Source organism: Tabrizicola sp. M-4, from assembly GCF_051132405.1.
Lineage (GTDB): Bacteria > Pseudomonadota > Alphaproteobacteria > Rhodobacterales > Rhodobacteraceae > Paragemmobacter.
On record NZ_CP128606.1, the window covers coordinates 3,005,554 to 3,019,265 of the forward strand.

Here is a 13,712-nt window from a genome sequence, read left to right on the forward strand (position 1 = left end):
TCTTTCCTGCGTTCAGGGGAAAGTGGGCAAAGTGCGGGCACCCCTTTCGGGATGCCCGCCAGTCAGGGAGGAAGCGGTCAGCCGAACATGTCGGCGGTGATCCCGGCATACCAGCCCAGGGACTCTTCGTATGTCGCCTTCCGAAGGGCCGCATCCTCGCCGGTTTCACTGATGAAACTGTCGACAGAGGCGATCTTTTCCGGCGTCGGTTCATAGGAAGCCCCGACCTTAACGCCATCCTCCGGCGCGATCAGCGACCAGCAGGTATTGGTGTACTTCGCGGGGAAAGCCTTTGATCCCGTCAGTTCCGCCCGGATCGTCATCGACGCCACTTTCGCCTGGCTATTTGCGGCGAAGCCGGACTTCGGCATGTCGCCCTGCGCGCTGGAATCGCCCAGCACAAAGACGTTTTCATCTGCCTTTGACTTCATGCTGTCGGGATGAACCGGTGCCCAGCCGCTGTCATCCGTCACCCCTGCGATCTGGGCGATCTTGCCTGCCATCTGGCCGGGGATGACGTTGCAACAATCCACCTTCTGCACTTCGCCATCAATGACGACTTCCATCGTATCGGGCCGCACCTCGACAGCATTGCCACCGAAATCCGGGCCGATCCATTCCACCATGCCATCGTAATGGCGGCCCCAGCCCTCTTCGAACAGGGCCTGCTTGGAATACTTGTCTTTCGGATCCAGAATCAGGATCTTGGCCGTCGGGTTCTTCTGCTTCAGCACATGGGCAATCATGCTGATGCGTTCGTAGGGGCCGGGGGGGCAACGATAGGGGTTCGGTGGGGCCACCATGGCGAAGGTGCCGCCTTCCGGCATGCTTTCGACCATCGCCTTCAGCAATTGCGTCTGCGGACCCGCCTTGTAGGCATGCGGCATGATTTCGGCATGAGTCTCGGCCGACCAGCCTGGAACGGACCCCTCCTTGAAGTCGATGCCCGGGGACAGCACCAAACGGTCGTAGGGCAACACTTGACCCCCCGCCAGGGTGACGGTCTTGGCCGCGCGGTCCACGCCAGTGGCCATGTCGTTGATCAACGTCACGCCGCCCTCGGCCATGTTGTCGTAGCCGTGTTGCAGGCTTTCAAATTCAACGAAGCCGCCAAGATAGAGGTTCGAGAAGAAGCAGGTCGTGTAGATCGGGTTCGCTTCGACCAGCGTCACATCCAGCGCGCCCGCGCTGTCCTTGGCCAGATATCGTGCCACGGTGGCCCCCCCGGCCCCGCCGCCGATGACGACGACACGCGGCTTCGCCTGACCAAGCACCATGGGCGCCGACAAGGCGGCCCCGGCGGCAAGGGTGGTTCCGATGAAAAATCGGCGGTTCAGGATCATTTGGTTTCCTCCCTGAGATGCTGTGATGTCGGGAGCGGTTTTCCCACCCCTCGCGGCTTGTTCAGTCCAATGTCGCGAAATAGGCGGCGAGGGCGGCGATCTCGTCATCCGAAAGGCGACCGGCCATCATCTGCATCACCGGATGGGGACGCAGCTTTTCGCGGTAGGCATGCATCGCAACGACGAAATCTTCGGTAGGCCAGCCGGTCACAGACGGGATGCCCTGGTCGGAGCCGTCCACCTGGTGGCAGTTCGTGCATTCCGAGGACAGGTATTCGCCGTAGGCCGGATCACCCTTGATCGCGAGGATTGCCGGATCAACCGTATGGTCTGTTCCCAAGGCCGTGGGTTCAGCCTCGGGAATGTCGCGCGGCTTGTCGGACCATTCGCGCATATAGGCCAACAAGTCAGCGCGCGCCTCGGGATCATCCAGCCCGCGATAGTTCATCCGCGTGCCGGAAACGAGGGCCTTGGGGTTTTCGATATAGGCATCCAGCGTTTCCAGCGTCCATGTCAGTCCATCCGACCCCATGCGCGCCATCGGCTTGGAATATTTGTAATCCTCCAGCGCCCCGGCACGTCTGCCGAATACGCCGTTCAATCGCGGTCCGACACGGTTCACTGCCCCCTCGCCAATCTGATGGCAGGCCGAACATTGCCGTTTGAAATGAGCTTCTCCTTGTGCCGCATCACCGATTTCTTCGGCGGCCAGCGCTGAGGCTGTTGCGATGGCCAAACCGAACACAAGGAGAGGCAGGGGCCGCATCAACCTACTCCGCAAAAGTGGCTAGGTAGGCGATGATGGCGTCTCGCTCTTCGGGCTTCTTCAGCCCTGCAAACGTCATCTTGGTGCCCTTCATGAACCCTTTGGGGTTTTCCAGAAAGGCGGACAACGAGGCTGCATCCCAGACCAGACCCGCGGCCGCCATCTCTGTCAGAGGCTTGGAATACTTGAAGCCGTCAACCATACCGGCCACGCGATCGACGACGCCGTTAAGATGCGGGCCGGTGGCATTCTTCGCTCCGTCACCAACCTTGTGACAGGCCGCACATTTCTTGAACGCCTTTTCGCCCGCTGCGATCAGCGCCGGGTCTGCCACGACGGCGACCGCTTCCTCAGGTTCCGGGGCCGCGGTTGCGGCCTCCTCGGCGGTGGCGACCTCAACCTCTGCCTCCGCAGCCTCCGGCTCCGCTGGCGCGGCGGTCTCCGTCATTTCCCCCGCGCCGAGGGCCGCGACGCGCAGATCGGGCAGGCTTCCGGCAGGGCGACCATCGGGGTCTTCCGGCGTCACGTTCAGGTCTATCGCCCGCTTCGTCACTTCTGGCGCACCCTCGATGCAATCCGCCATGCAGGGCTCGCCCTTGAAGAGCGTATATTCGGTTGCAGGCCGATCATCGGGATAGAACCCGTCCGCATTCGGCAGCACGATCTCGGTGAAATTCTCATGCGTCAGGACGAAGTCATCTTCGACCAAGCCGTTGGAATAAAGAAGGAAAGCCGTGATCGCGTAGGTGTCGTCCACGCTCATCGTCTGGGCAGACCCAAAGGGCATCGAGCGATGGACATAATCCCAGACCGTGGACAGATGCGGCCAGTAGCTTCCGATCGTCTTTACGGGGCGCGGATCGGTCAGGGTGCCTTCGCCCCCGGCCAGAACCGGCCAGCTGTCCAGCCCTTCGGCAAACTCGCCATGGCAAGACGCGCAGCTTTCGGCAAATACCTCTTCGCCGGTCAGAACATCGCCCGAACCGGGCTTCAACCCCTGCCCGTCGGGCAGAATGGCCACGTCCCATGCGGCGATTTCCTCGGGCAATGCGGCACGGCCAAGCCCGAACGGTTCTGCCGCCACCGGCAAGCTTGTCAGGACAAGCGCACAGGACCCCAGCAGGAGTTTAGGCAATCTCGACATTCTCGACCTCCCCATCCGCGCGGACCCACCAGGTCTGGATGCCATTGTTGTGATAGACATTGTTCAGCCCGCGAATATCGCGCAGGGCCTGCTTGGTGGGCTGGACATAGCCGGTTTCATCCACCGCCCGGGATTGTAGGAACAGCTCCGACCCGTCCCAGTCGATGTCCAGATGGAAGCGCGTCAGCGCCTTCTTCTTGGCATCGCCCGAAATGCGTGCCGTCTGCCAGTTGCGGCCGCCATCCAGCGATACGTCCACGCGGGTGATCGCGCCATGACCCGACCATGCCAGACCGGTGATGACGAGCGGTCCCTTGCCATGGCGGATCGGCACCTGCGGGCTGGGCGAGGTGATGACGGATTTCGCATCCATCACCCATGTCCATTTCCGTGCCCGTCCGTCCGGCATCAGATCGGTGTATTTCGAGGTTTCTTCGCGGCTTTCCACAGCCCGGTCATAGACCCCGATCCGGCGCAGCCACTTCACCCACATGTTGCCTTCCCAGCCCGGCACGACCAGCCGGACAGGATAGCCATGTTCCTTCCGCAGCGCCTCGCCATTGGCGAAGAAGGCCACCATCACATCGTCCAGCGCCTTTTCCATCGGAATGGACCGGCCATTCGATGATGCATCCGCCCCCTCGACATAGACCCATTTCCCCTCGGCCTGCACGCCCGCCTCGGCCAGCAGGTCGCGCAGCATGACGCCGGTATATTCCATGTTGTGGATCATGCCCTGCGTGTACTGGCAGCCCTCAAGCTGCGCGCCACCCCATTCCATGCCCCCATTCGCCGCGCATTCGCAGAAGGCCGTCATCACATGGCGGGGAAAGCGGGTCAGGTCCTCGTAGGTGAAGACCAGAGGGCGATCCACCAGCCCGTTGATCATCAGCCGATAGTCCTGCTTTGACAGTTCGATCGCGCCGGAATGATGGCGTTCAAAGGCACAGCCTTGGGGCGTGATCGTCCCCTCTAGCGCATGGATCGGCGTGAAGTTGATGGAGGATACCGGGCTTTCCGTCAGCCATTCGACATTACGCCGCATGACATGCGCCTCGAACCGGATCGGCATGCCGTAGGGCGACGCATCCACCGCGTCACCAAAGCCCGATGCCCATTCCTGCACCTCAGTGATCAGCGGGTCCGGTCCTTCGGCCCGCGCCGCCCCTGCACCGGCCACCAGGCCTGCCCCGGCCAATGCCGAGTTGCGCAGAAAGCCACGGCGAGAAGGCCCGGCCTTTTCCCTCATTGTCTCGTCAGAGATGTGTTCGTCAGCCATCGGCGCGCGGTCCTTTTCGCTCATCTCAAATCCCCGTCACCTGGACCGACGGGCGCGGGTCCAGCTTCACATTGCCAAGTTTGCGGATATGGGCCTCCACCACGTCCCAGATCTGCGGCCCCTCGGTGCCTTCGTTCACGCTGGCCCAACCGGCCACCGTGTAGGATTTGGCCGCATCAATCGCCTCGCCCGTATCGGTCAGCGTCAGGTTGCCGATCCGCTTGCCGATCTCCTGCGACACGTCGATGGAGAACCCAAGGCCGCCCACCCGGACCATGTCGCCGCCCTGCTGGTAATAGGGATCGGGGTTGAAGAGGTTGTCGGCCACATCCTCAAGGATGGTCTTCAGCATCTCACCCGTCATCTCGGTCCGGTAGCAGGCGCCATAGGTCATCGAGGTGACGTTATGGATATCCTCGCGCGTGATGGCATCGCCGGGCATCAGCGACGCGCCCCAGCGCACGCCGGGCGACATGGCGATCTGCGCATCGCGTTCGGACCGGATCGCATCGCAGATCAGATCGTCCCATGTCCCCTGGAAATTGCCCCGCCGATAAAGCAGGCTTTCCGTCGTCCCGATCTTCTCTTCCAACTGGTCCTTGAAGGGCGCGCGCTCGGCCTCGATCAGCCCCGCCATATCGGCATCCGGCGTGATGACATCGGCAAAGATCGGGATCAGCTTGTGCCGGAAGCCCATCATCCGCCCGTCGCGCACATCCAGATCGACGCGGCTCACGAATTTCCCATGGCTTCCGCTGGCGATCAGGATCGTCTCGCCCACCAGCACGGGTTCGGGGATCGCGTCATGCGTATGGCCGGTCAGGATCACGTCGATCCCCTTCACCCGCCCCGCCATCTTGCGGTCCACGTCGAACCCGTTATGCGACAGGCAGACCACCAGATCGACGCCCTCGGCCCGGACCTCATCCACCACCTCTTGCATCCGTTCTTCGCGGATACCGAAGCTGTATTCGGGGAACAGCCATTTCGGGTTGGCGATGGGCATGTAAGGGAAGGCCTGCCCGATCACCGCGATCCGCACACCGCCGCGTTCAAAGATCGTGTAGGGTTCGAAGGCCGGCTCGTCCCATTCCGCATCGAAGATGTTGGCGCCCAGGAAGGGGAACTTGAGCTGCGTCTCGACGATCTCCTTCACCCGCTCGGTGCCAAGCGTCCATTCCCAATGGCTGGTCATCGCCTCGACCCCCAGCGCGTTCATGACGTTGACCACGTCCTGCCCTTTGGTCAGGAAACTGGTCATCGACCCGTGCCAGGTATCCCCGCCATCGAGGATAAGCGCCTCGGGCCGTGCCGCGCGGATGGATTTGACCACCGTCGCCACCCGGTCCATCCCGCCCATGCGCCCGTAGGTCTTTCCCAACGCCTCGAAATCCTCGTAGGTCAGGGCATAGGCCTCGGGCGAGGCGGGGGTCAGTTTGAACATCTCTATGAAGTCGCGCCCGACCACATGGGGCGGCTTGCCCTTGGCCTCGCCGACCCCGATGTTCCATTCCGGTTCGCGAAACCAGATCGGCTTCAGTTGTGCGTGGATGTCGGTGATATGCACCAGCGTGACGTTTCCGAAATCTTCGAAGGCCAGCAACTGATCCTGCGTCAGCGCCTGCTGCGCGGCGAGCTTCGACCAATTGCCGAACCCCGATATCCCGACGATGGCCGAAGCTGCCACCGATGCCTGAAGGAACTCGCGCCGCGTGATCATCCGTCTCTCCACTTCGGACAAGCCTTCATCCCGCGCGTCAATCGACACGTTCGGACGGCTTGCTGTTCGTTTGATTTTTCCCTGCCCCGGATCGCACCGGGGCAGGGCCTTGCCACCTAGTGGCGGACCGATACGCCTTCCACGCTGAGGCCATTGCCGCGCGAGGCGACGTAGAGTTCCAGCGCCTTGAATTCCGGCGAACCGGCCTTGAAGGTTTCTGCGCGCGTGTCCCGCACGCAGCCGACGAACCGCTGCTGTGCAGACAAAATACCTGCATCCTTCAGGCGATAGACTGGAAAGCCGTTAACCTGACCCTGGCTGAGGTGGTCGGCGCGGATCATCTGGCCGGCTTGATCCTGATGGCAGTTCACGCAGGCCATCTCTAGCTGGCCATAGCGGGTGTGATAGATTTCCTTGCCCTGTTCCCAGTAGGAGGCAGCCGGGCCGTCGATGGCAACATTTACGATCTCACCGCGCGACTGCATGGAGATGAGGGCCAGCATGTCCTTCATCTTGTCCGAGGTCATACCCCAGGCTTCCAGACCCATCCGCTCGGTCACGCATTCGTTGATGTAGTCCTCGACAATCATCAACTCGCCCGTCTCGGCATCGACGCGCGGCGTCACGGCGCGCAGACCCTTCATGCTCTCCGGGCCTTCATGGCAGCCCACGCAGCTTTCACCCTTGGCGCCCATTTCCGCGTTCCAGGAATCCAGCCCCCGGTCCACGAACACCATGCCCGGATTGTCGAAATCATCGCGCTGCAGATCGCGGGTTTCGGTTTCCCGATAGTGCCAGCCAGACCAGATCGTATCGACTGCATCTTTCAGATGATCGGGTGCGGGTGCGCTCGTCACCATTTCCAACGAACCGTCTTCGGTTTCGACGATCAGCTTGTCCTCGACAGGGTCAGCAGAAGCCGTGCCCGCAAGGGCAAGACCGAGGGCCGTTGCGGCCAGGCTCAATGTCACAGTGAGGCGCATGGTTTTCCTCCCTCGACCATGCGGCACTCAGGCGACAGCGATAGGCTTCACGTCTTCGTAGACGGAGCCATCGTCATCGTACCAAGTGAACTTGAACTCGCCTGCGGCATCCACCTTGGCGTCGAACTCGAAATATGGGTTCGTCGATACGGCCGGGTCGATCGCCACATCCACCACTTTCACACCGTTCAGATCACAGGTGAAACGGTTGATGATCGAACGCGGGATGATGTTGCCATCCGCATCCTTGCGTTGCCCGGATTCCATCTTGTGGCTGATCAGGGCCTTGATCGTGACCACTTCACCCGCCGCTGCCGATTTCGGCACCTTCACGCGGGGTTTTGCATCATCTGCCATAGTCTCTCTCCCTCTCCCTGATCTCAGCCGCCGCAGCCGCCGATGGTGACCTTTACGGTCGCCTGCGCCTGCACGATGGAGCCATCGGCCATCTTGGCCATCGCAATCACGTCCTGCGTTTTGGCCAGGCGGATACGCGTCGCCGCGCGCTGGCTGCCCGCTGCAGGCCCGAAGGTGAACGTCGCCACCGCTGGTTCCGGATTACCAGCCGCCAGAAGCATGATCGCCACCGCGCCGGGGGCATCCACCTCGATCGGAACGGTGTTCCCGTTTTCGGCGATCTCGGGGGCGGTCAGGGTGATGCCATCCGTACCCGCCGCCATGCCTCCGGTGAAGGCCGCCGTCAATTCGTCCACGGTCGCCGCCGCGCTCAGGCCCGGAAAGGCCATTGCCGCCATCCCGCCGAAGCCGACCCAAAGTGCATTCCGTCTGGAAAGTTCCATCTTCATCTCCTTGGCTCTCCTCTGGGCCGTCATTCCTTAAGCGTCATCAGGAACGCCACCACATCTTCGACCTGCTGCGCCGTCAGAATCGGCGGCAGGTCACCCTCAGGTGCCTTGCCCGTGTAGGCGGCACCGGGTCGTATGAAACCTTCCGTCTTGTAGAAGGCCGGCATGAAGCTGTCTTCAAAGGTCATCTTGGCATTCGCCACGATGCCCCGCAGTTGCGCCTCGGACCAGCGATCCGCCACCCCGTCCAAAGGTGGCGCAATGGTGCCCGGAAACTGCACGTTCGGAATGGCATTGACCTGATGACAAGCCACGCAATTGCCGAGCGCGGCCGTCGTCATCACCTTAACACCTTCCTCCGGGTTCCCGGGCGCGCCCGACAAGGAACCCTCGACAGCCCCTTCGACATAAGCCACGGCAGAAGGTGCCATTTCAGAAAAAGCAGGTCCGGCAATGGCCACAGCCATTGCAGACACCAGCAGCAGCCGGCGTGCCATCGCGATCCTCCCTGATCACTCCCTTCCTTCACGATAGCAACGGGATGCTGCCGCATGCAACAGAAATATATGTATCTGTGAATATTCCTATATTTCCCGACACATCAATCACTTGAGCCGCTTTGTTCGATAGCCATCTGTTCGGCAACGAACTTCTGAAAATGCTCGCCCGACTCGTATCGGCGATCACGAACCCACTCCATCAGCGCCGCTGTCGTGCCCTTGCCAAAGGCACCGGGCATCATGGCGACCGAAGCCTCCGCCGCCGTTGCCCCCTCTTCCACCTCTTGCGGCAGAAAGATCAGCGTGGGCGTGAACATCACACCCCAGCGCATCGCCATTTCCTTTTCGCTCAGCACGGTGCCATCGAAATCGGTCACCTCCACATCGCCGAAGAGGTTAAGCTGGACCACGAAATAGCTCTCCCGGATCAGCGCATCGATCTTGGGATCGGGGAACACCTCCTCATGCATCTTTGTGCAATAGATGCAGCCCCGCTGTTCCACCGAGATCAGCAGGCGCTTGCCCTCAGCATTGGCCTCGGCCAGATCCTCACGAAGGTCCTTGAAGGTCTCGCGCAGCCAGTCGGGCTTGTGCAAGCCGTCATCCCCCAATTCCACCGCCATCGCGGGCAGGGCCGAAAGGACCAGCGCCGCCATCATCGCAGAAAACCGCTTCATCGAGTTCCCCCCTTCATCATCTCAGCGTGGCCGACCAGTCGAAATTGCGGATCATCCAATCGGCAATGAGGTTCACGGAATTGGTGGCGATCAGGATGCCGAAGACAATCAGCATCACCCCCATCGCCTTTTCCACATGCCCCATCAGCGCCCGATGGCGCGCGACCCAGCCGAGAAATGGGCCCGCAAATGCTGCGGCCAGCACGAAGGGTAGCGTCATGCCCAACCCATAGACGAGAAGCAGTGCGCCACCACGCCACACCTCGCCCATCCCGCTTGCCACCATCAGGATGGCCGCCAGCGCAGGCCCCACGCATGGCGTCCAGCCAAAGCCAAAAGCCAAGCCCATGACATAGGCCCCGATCAGCGTGCGCGGCTTGGCCTCCGTCTGAACCCGCGCTTCGCGGTAGAACAGCCCGATCCGCAGGATCCCAAGAAAATGCAACCCGAACAGGATCAGAATGCCACCTGCGATCCAGGACAACACATCCCGCCACTGTAGGAACATCCGGCCAAGCGCTGTGGCACCCATCCCCAGCATGACAAAGATCGACGTCACCCCAAGGGCAAAAGCCACTGCCTGTACGATCAGACGGCCCTGCGCGCCCGGCGCGATAGCACCACCGTCGCGCAATTCGCGAACGGAAAGGCCCGCCATGTAGGACAGATAGAAAGGCACCATCGGCAGGATGCAGGGCGACAGGAACGACAAAAGCCCCGCAAGCGCCGCACCGGTGAAACTCACCTCAAGCATCGCCCCCTCCCTGAAGCGCTGCCTTGCCGAAACGGCAAAGATACATTAGCATATTACTATCTTTTAATGGGCGTCAACATGACCCTCCGCCGCCTCGCCACGATCGCGCTTCTGCTCTGCCTCGCTCCTGCGGCTTCTGCGGCGGAGTTGGAACTGGTGATGATCGAACAGCCCGGATGCATCTACTGCGCCCGCTGGGATGCCGAGGTCGCGCCTGAATACCCCGCCACGACGGAAGGCAAGGCCGCGCCTCTGCGGCGCCTTCAGCTGCGTGAACCACTCCCGCCTGATGTGGTGTTTGCCCGCCCCGCGGTCTTTACGCCCACATTCATTCTGCTGTCTGACGGTGTGGAACAAGATCGCATCGAAGGCTATCCGGGCGAGGATTTCTTCTGGCCACTCCTCGCAGGCATGATCGCCACAGCGCAAACCCCATGATTGATAGGGCGAGCACAATCTTGTGGCCCAACGCGGCCTTGGTCATGTATAGGCTGGTGTAACGGGGGCAGGATACTGGATCAGATCGTGACAGCGATGGGCGCAAACAACACGCCCGATATTCTCGGCCCGCTTGTCGCCGAAGCTGAGACCGCTGCCAATTTCCTGAAGGCATTGGGTCATGACGGCCGCCTGACGATCCTCTGCCATCTGCATTCCGGCCCGAAATCCGTCACGGAACTTGAAAACCTGCTCTCGGCGCGTCAGGCTGTGGTCAGCCAACAACTGGCCCGCCTGCGCCTCGAAGGGCTCGTCAGCGCGCGGCGCGAGGGTCAGGCGATTTACTACTCGCTTCTCGACCCCCGGGTCTCGGAGATGATCGAACTGCTTTGCCGCCTCTTCGGCACGCCGGCACAAGACCGGCGATAGGGGGGACGGCCAGCCCGCAGGTTGCGCCGCGGGAAACCAGAGGGAGGAAGAACGATGGAGAGCTTTCCCATCGGTATGATGGCGGCCATCGTCGGCCTTGTCGGTGGCATGGTGCTGGGCCTTGCCGCGCGCCTTGGGGATTTCTGCACCTTGGGCGCAATCGAACGCGCCCTCTATGCCCAAGACCAGCGCGGATTGCGTCTTTGGGGTGTGGTGTTGGCGGTGGCGATCCTCGGCACGCAACTGGGAGCCATGACCGGGCTGATCGACCTCGGCGCAACCTTCTACCATAACCTGCAATGGAACCCGCTCGCCTCCATCTTTGGCGGGCTGGTCTTTGGCTATGGCATGGCGCTGGCGGGCAACTGCGGCTTTGGCGCGCTGGTGCGCTTTGGCGGCGGCGACCTGCGGTCGCTGGTCGTGGTGATCGTGATGGGCATCTTCGGCTTCATCGCCCTGTCGGGCCCCCTCGCACCGCTGCGGACGGCCCTTTTCCCCCAACCCGCGGCAGAAGGCCCGCAGGGTATCCTGCATGCGGCAGGCCTGATCGGCCTACCGTCCGTCTTTGTGGTGGCAGCCATTGCGATGGCACTGCTGATCTGGTCGTTGGCCAACGCCGATCTGCGCCGGTCGCCCCGGATGATATTTTGGGGCATCGCCGCTGGCCTGGCTGTGGTCTGGTGCTTTATCGGCACGACATGGGTCGCAGGCCAAAGTCTTGGCGCCATCGGGGTGGAAGGTCCCTCCTTCACCGCCCCCGTGGGCCGCACTCTGATCTTCCTGATGACTTCAACTGCCGGAGGGATCACCTTCTCGGTCGGCTCCGTGGTCGGTGTCATGGCAGGCGCGCTGATCGGTTCGATGATCCGCGGCCTGTTCCGCTGGGAAGCTTGCGAAGACCCGCGCGAACTTGGCCGTCAGGTGGGTGGCGCAGTCCTGATGGGGATCGGCGGCGTCGTGGCGATGGGCTGCTCCATTGGACAAGGCCTCACCGGTTTCGCAACGCTCGCCTGGTCTGGTCCCGTCACCCTCCTCGCCATAGGGATCGGTGCAAGCGTCGGCCTTCGGCAACTCATTTCGGGCTTCCAGCCAGATTGATCGCCGCCCGACTCGGGGGTCAGCGCTTCGCGTGTGGCCCGAGCGGTTGCGATGCACAGCGCCCAGTCAGCTTGCAGAACGCCTCGAACTGCGACACGAAAACCCGGCCCGAAAGATGGTCAAGGAAGCTTGAGCGGCGCAGTCGGTCCATCACCGGCCCCTTCACTTCGGACAGGTGCAGCGTCACGCCCATGTCGCGCAGGCGGTGGTCCAGCATCTCCAGCGTCTCCAGCGCGCTGAGGTCGATCTCGTTCACGGCCGAACACATCAGGATCACATGCCGTAGACTCGTTTCGCCCGAGACTCGCGCCAGCACCAGATCTTCCAGATATCGTGTATTGGCAAAGTACAGGCTTTCATCCACCCGTAGGGTCAGCACGGCGGGGTCGGTCTCGACCTTGAACCGATGAATGTTGCGGAAATGCTCGGTCCCTGGCACGAGGCCCACTTCCGCCACATGCGGCCGGGAGGTGCGGTAGAGGTGCAGGATAAGCGACAGCACCACTCCCGCAGAAACGCCCGCCTCAACCCCTACGCCAAGCGTCACAGCCATGGTCGCGGCCACCGCTGCGAAATCGGCGCGGGAATAGCCCCAGGCGCGTTTCAGGATCGACAGGTCCACCAGACTGAGGACGGCCACCACGATGGTTGCAGCCAGCGTCGCCTTGGGCAGGAAGGCGATCAGCGGAGTCAAGAACAGTGCGGCCAGCGCCAGACCGACAGCGGTGAAGGCCCCGGCGGCGGGTGTCTCGGCCCCGGCGTCGAAATTGACGACCGACCGCGCGAAGCCGCCGGTCACAGGGAAGCCGCCGGTGAAGGACGCACCAAGGTTCGCCGCACCCAGGGCGACAAGCTCTTGGTTAGGTTCGATCCGTTGGCGCCGCTTGGCGGCCAGTGTCTGCCCGACCGAGACGGATTCGACGAATCCGATCAAGGAAATCAGTGCAGCGGGCAGCGCCAGATCGCGCAGGAGAGCGAGGTCGAACGAGGGCAGAGTAAGGGGCGGCAGGCTTTGCGGCACCGCGCCCACGACCGCAACCCCGGCCTGATCCAGAGACAGGCCCCAGACAGCAAAGGTGGAGGCTGCAATGGCCACCACCGGCCCCGCTTTGGCCAGCATGTCCGCCGGGCGCGGCGGCAGGCCCGCGCGCCGCAGAAGCGGTTTCAGACCGCGGCGCACCCAGAAAAGGAACGCAAGGCTCGCGCCGCCGATCAGCAGGGTCGAAAGGTTGATCGCCGTCACCTGCGTCGTCAAAGACCAAAGCTGCTCCAGAAGGCTGTGACCTTGGGATTTGAGCCCGGTCAGAGGGCCGATCTGACTGGCTGCAATGAGCAGGCCTGAGGCCGAGATGAAACCCGAAACCACTGGGTGCGACAGGAAATTCGCCAGAAATCCCAAGCGGAAAACGCCCATCAGCAGAAGAATACCACCCGACAGGAAGGCAAGCGTCAACGCAGCCGCCGCATAGCCCGCAGTCCCCGCCTCGGCCAACTGCCCGATGGTCGCAGCCGTCATCAATGACACCACGGCCACCGGACCCACGGCCAGCACGCGTGACGTGCCAAAGATCGTGTAAAGGAAGATCGGCACGATCGAGGCATAAAGCCCTGCCTCGGGCGGCAGGCCTGCCAACAGCGCATAGGCCAGCGACTGCGGGATCAGCATGATTGTCACGATCACCGCTGCCAGCAGGTCGCTTGCCAGCGTGGCGCGATTATAGGTGCGCCCCCAGTCAAGGATGGGCAACCAGCGCCCGATTTGCCGTGTCATTTAC

General features: G+C 62.3%; 15 protein-coding genes. 3 read left to right on the forward strand and 12 right to left on the reverse strand.

All coding sequences use genetic code 11. The annotated features are described in order from the left end of the window. Positions 1-77: 77 nt before the first annotated feature. The 11 genes from TabM4_RS14740 to TabM4_RS14790 all read right to left on the reverse strand — a co-directional run bounded on the left by TabM4_RS14740 (position 78) and on the right by TabM4_RS14790 (position 9,972). Entirely contained in the window at positions 78-1,343 is a 1,266-nt protein-coding gene (locus tag TabM4_RS14740; RefSeq protein WP_434613883.1) for an FCSD flavin-binding domain-containing protein, read from the reverse strand. A gap of 61 nt (positions 1,344-1,404) precedes the next feature. Further along, on the reverse strand, positions 1,405-2,109 hold the full coding sequence (locus TabM4_RS14745) for a c-type cytochrome (protein WP_434613886.1): 705 nt from the start codon (positions 2,107-2,109) through the stop codon (positions 1,405-1,407). A gap of 4 nt (positions 2,110-2,113) precedes the next feature. Then, positions 2,114-3,253 carry a c-type cytochrome gene (locus tag TabM4_RS14750; protein ID WP_434613889.1) on the reverse strand — a complete coding sequence of 380 codons (1,140 nt, stop codon included), beginning with the start codon at positions 3,251-3,253 and terminating at the stop codon, positions 2,114-2,116. Continuing rightward, a complete protein-coding gene (gene soxC, locus TabM4_RS14755) occupies positions 3,237-4,502 on the reverse strand; it encodes a sulfite dehydrogenase (protein ID WP_434622097.1) in 1,266 nt (421 codons plus the stop codon). The genes TabM4_RS14750 and soxC overlap by 17 nt, the downstream gene beginning before the upstream one ends. Before the next feature lie 55 nt (positions 4,503-4,557). Next, on the reverse strand, positions 4,558-6,252 hold the full coding sequence (soxB, locus tag TabM4_RS14760; protein WP_434613892.1) for a thiosulfohydrolase SoxB: 1,695 nt from the start codon (positions 6,250-6,252) through the stop codon (positions 4,558-4,560). Positions 6,253-6,368: 116 nt separating this feature from the next. Further along, on the reverse strand, positions 6,369-7,235 hold the full coding sequence (gene soxA, locus TabM4_RS14765) for a sulfur oxidation c-type cytochrome SoxA (protein WP_434613895.1): 867 nt from the start codon (positions 7,233-7,235) through the stop codon (positions 6,369-6,371). Between the two features lie 27 nt (positions 7,236-7,262). Further along, positions 7,263-7,592: a thiosulfate oxidation carrier complex protein SoxZ gene (soxZ, locus tag TabM4_RS14770; RefSeq protein ID WP_434613898.1), complete on the reverse strand. Its 330-nt coding sequence runs from the start codon at positions 7,590-7,592 to the stop codon at positions 7,263-7,265. A 23-nt stretch (positions 7,593-7,615) separates the two neighbouring features. After that, positions 7,616-8,035 carry a thiosulfate oxidation carrier protein SoxY gene (gene soxY / locus TabM4_RS14775; RefSeq protein ID WP_434613901.1) on the reverse strand — a complete coding sequence of 140 codons (420 nt, stop codon included), beginning with the start codon at positions 8,033-8,035 and terminating at the stop codon, positions 7,616-7,618. Positions 8,036-8,064: 29 nt separating this feature from the next. Then, positions 8,065-8,538 carry a sulfur oxidation c-type cytochrome SoxX gene (soxX, locus tag TabM4_RS14780; protein WP_434613904.1) on the reverse strand — a complete coding sequence of 158 codons (474 nt, stop codon included), beginning with the start codon at positions 8,536-8,538 and terminating at the stop codon, positions 8,065-8,067. A gap of 104 nt (positions 8,539-8,642) precedes the next feature. Then, complete coding sequence (locus TabM4_RS14785; protein ID WP_434613906.1) at positions 8,643-9,218, reverse strand: thioredoxin family protein; 576 nt, start codon at positions 9,216-9,218, stop codon at positions 8,643-8,645. A 16-nt stretch (positions 9,219-9,234) separates the two neighbouring features. Beyond that, positions 9,235-9,972, reverse strand: coding sequence for a cytochrome c biogenesis CcdA family protein (locus TabM4_RS14790; RefSeq protein ID WP_434613909.1), 738 nt, complete (start codon positions 9,970-9,972; stop codon positions 9,235-9,237). 78 nt (positions 9,973-10,050) lie between these two features. Here TabM4_RS14790 and TabM4_RS14795 point away from each other — a divergent pair, with 78 nt between their 5' ends. The 3 genes from TabM4_RS14795 (at position 10,051) to TabM4_RS14805 (ending at position 11,937) form a co-directional block, all read left to right on the forward strand. Beyond that, on the forward strand, positions 10,051-10,410 hold the full coding sequence (locus TabM4_RS14795; protein ID WP_434613912.1) for a thioredoxin family protein: 360 nt from the start codon (positions 10,051-10,053) through the stop codon (positions 10,408-10,410). A gap of 96 nt (positions 10,411-10,506) precedes the next feature. Beyond that, positions 10,507-10,839, forward strand: coding sequence for an ArsR/SmtB family transcription factor (locus tag TabM4_RS14800; protein WP_434622099.1), 333 nt, complete (start codon positions 10,507-10,509; stop codon positions 10,837-10,839). A 54-nt stretch (positions 10,840-10,893) separates the two neighbouring features. Beyond that, entirely contained in the window at positions 10,894-11,937 is a 1,044-nt protein-coding gene (locus tag TabM4_RS14805) for a YeeE/YedE family protein (RefSeq protein WP_434613915.1), read from the forward strand. A 19-nt stretch (positions 11,938-11,956) separates the two neighbouring features. Here the strand turns inward: TabM4_RS14805 and TabM4_RS14810 are convergent, their stop codons facing one another. Further along, the gene (locus TabM4_RS14810; RefSeq protein ID WP_434613918.1) at positions 11,957-13,708 is read right to left on the reverse strand and encodes a SulP family inorganic anion transporter; all 1,752 of its coding nucleotides are present in this window, start codon (positions 13,706-13,708) and stop codon (positions 11,957-11,959) included. Positions 13,709-13,712 lie beyond the last annotated feature (4 nt).

Bases quoted from the DNA above. Each gene is read 5' to 3' on its own strand.
- soxY (WP_434613901.1), bottom strand. From the start codon at position 8,035: ATGGAACTTTCCAGACGGAATGCACTTTGGGTCGGCTTCGGCGGGATG.
- soxC (WP_434622097.1), bottom strand. From the start codon at position 4,502: ATGAGGGAAAAGGCCGGGCCTTCTCGCCGTGGCTTTCTGCGCAACTCG.
- TabM4_RS14800 (WP_434622099.1), top strand. From the start codon at position 10,507: ATGGGCGCAAACAACACGCCCGATATTCTCGGCCCGCTTGTCGCCGAA.
- TabM4_RS14740 (WP_434613883.1), bottom strand. From the start codon at position 1,343: ATGATCCTGAACCGCCGATTTTTCATCGGAACCACCCTTGCCGCCGGG.
- TabM4_RS14785 (WP_434613906.1), bottom strand. From the start codon at position 9,218: ATGAAGCGGTTTTCTGCGATGATGGCGGCGCTGGTCCTTTCGGCCCTG.
- soxX (WP_434613904.1), bottom strand. From the start codon at position 8,538: ATGGCACGCCGGCTGCTGCTGGTGTCTGCAATGGCTGTGGCCATTGCC.
- soxZ (WP_434613898.1), bottom strand. From the start codon at position 7,592: ATGGCAGATGATGCAAAACCCCGCGTGAAGGTGCCGAAATCGGCAGCG.
- TabM4_RS14810 (WP_434613918.1), bottom strand. From the start codon at position 13,708: ATGACACGGCAAATCGGGCGCTGGTTGCCCATCCTTGACTGGGGGCGC.
- TabM4_RS14750 (WP_434613889.1), bottom strand. From the start codon at position 3,253: ATGTCGAGATTGCCTAAACTCCTGCTGGGGTCCTGTGCGCTTGTCCTG.
- soxA (WP_434613895.1), bottom strand. From the start codon at position 7,235: ATGCGCCTCACTGTGACATTGAGCCTGGCCGCAACGGCCCTCGGTCTT.
- soxB (WP_434613892.1), bottom strand. From the start codon at position 6,252: ATGATCACGCGGCGCGAGTTCCTTCAGGCATCGGTGGCAGCTTCGGCC.
- TabM4_RS14795 (WP_434613912.1), top strand. From the start codon at position 10,051: ATGACCCTCCGCCGCCTCGCCACGATCGCGCTTCTGCTCTGCCTCGCT.
- TabM4_RS14805 (WP_434613915.1), top strand. From the start codon at position 10,894: ATGGAGAGCTTTCCCATCGGTATGATGGCGGCCATCGTCGGCCTTGTC.
- TabM4_RS14745 (WP_434613886.1), bottom strand. From the start codon at position 2,109: ATGCGGCCCCTGCCTCTCCTTGTGTTCGGTTTGGCCATCGCAACAGCC.
- TabM4_RS14790 (WP_434613909.1), bottom strand. From the start codon at position 9,972: ATGCTTGAGGTGAGTTTCACCGGTGCGGCGCTTGCGGGGCTTTTGTCG.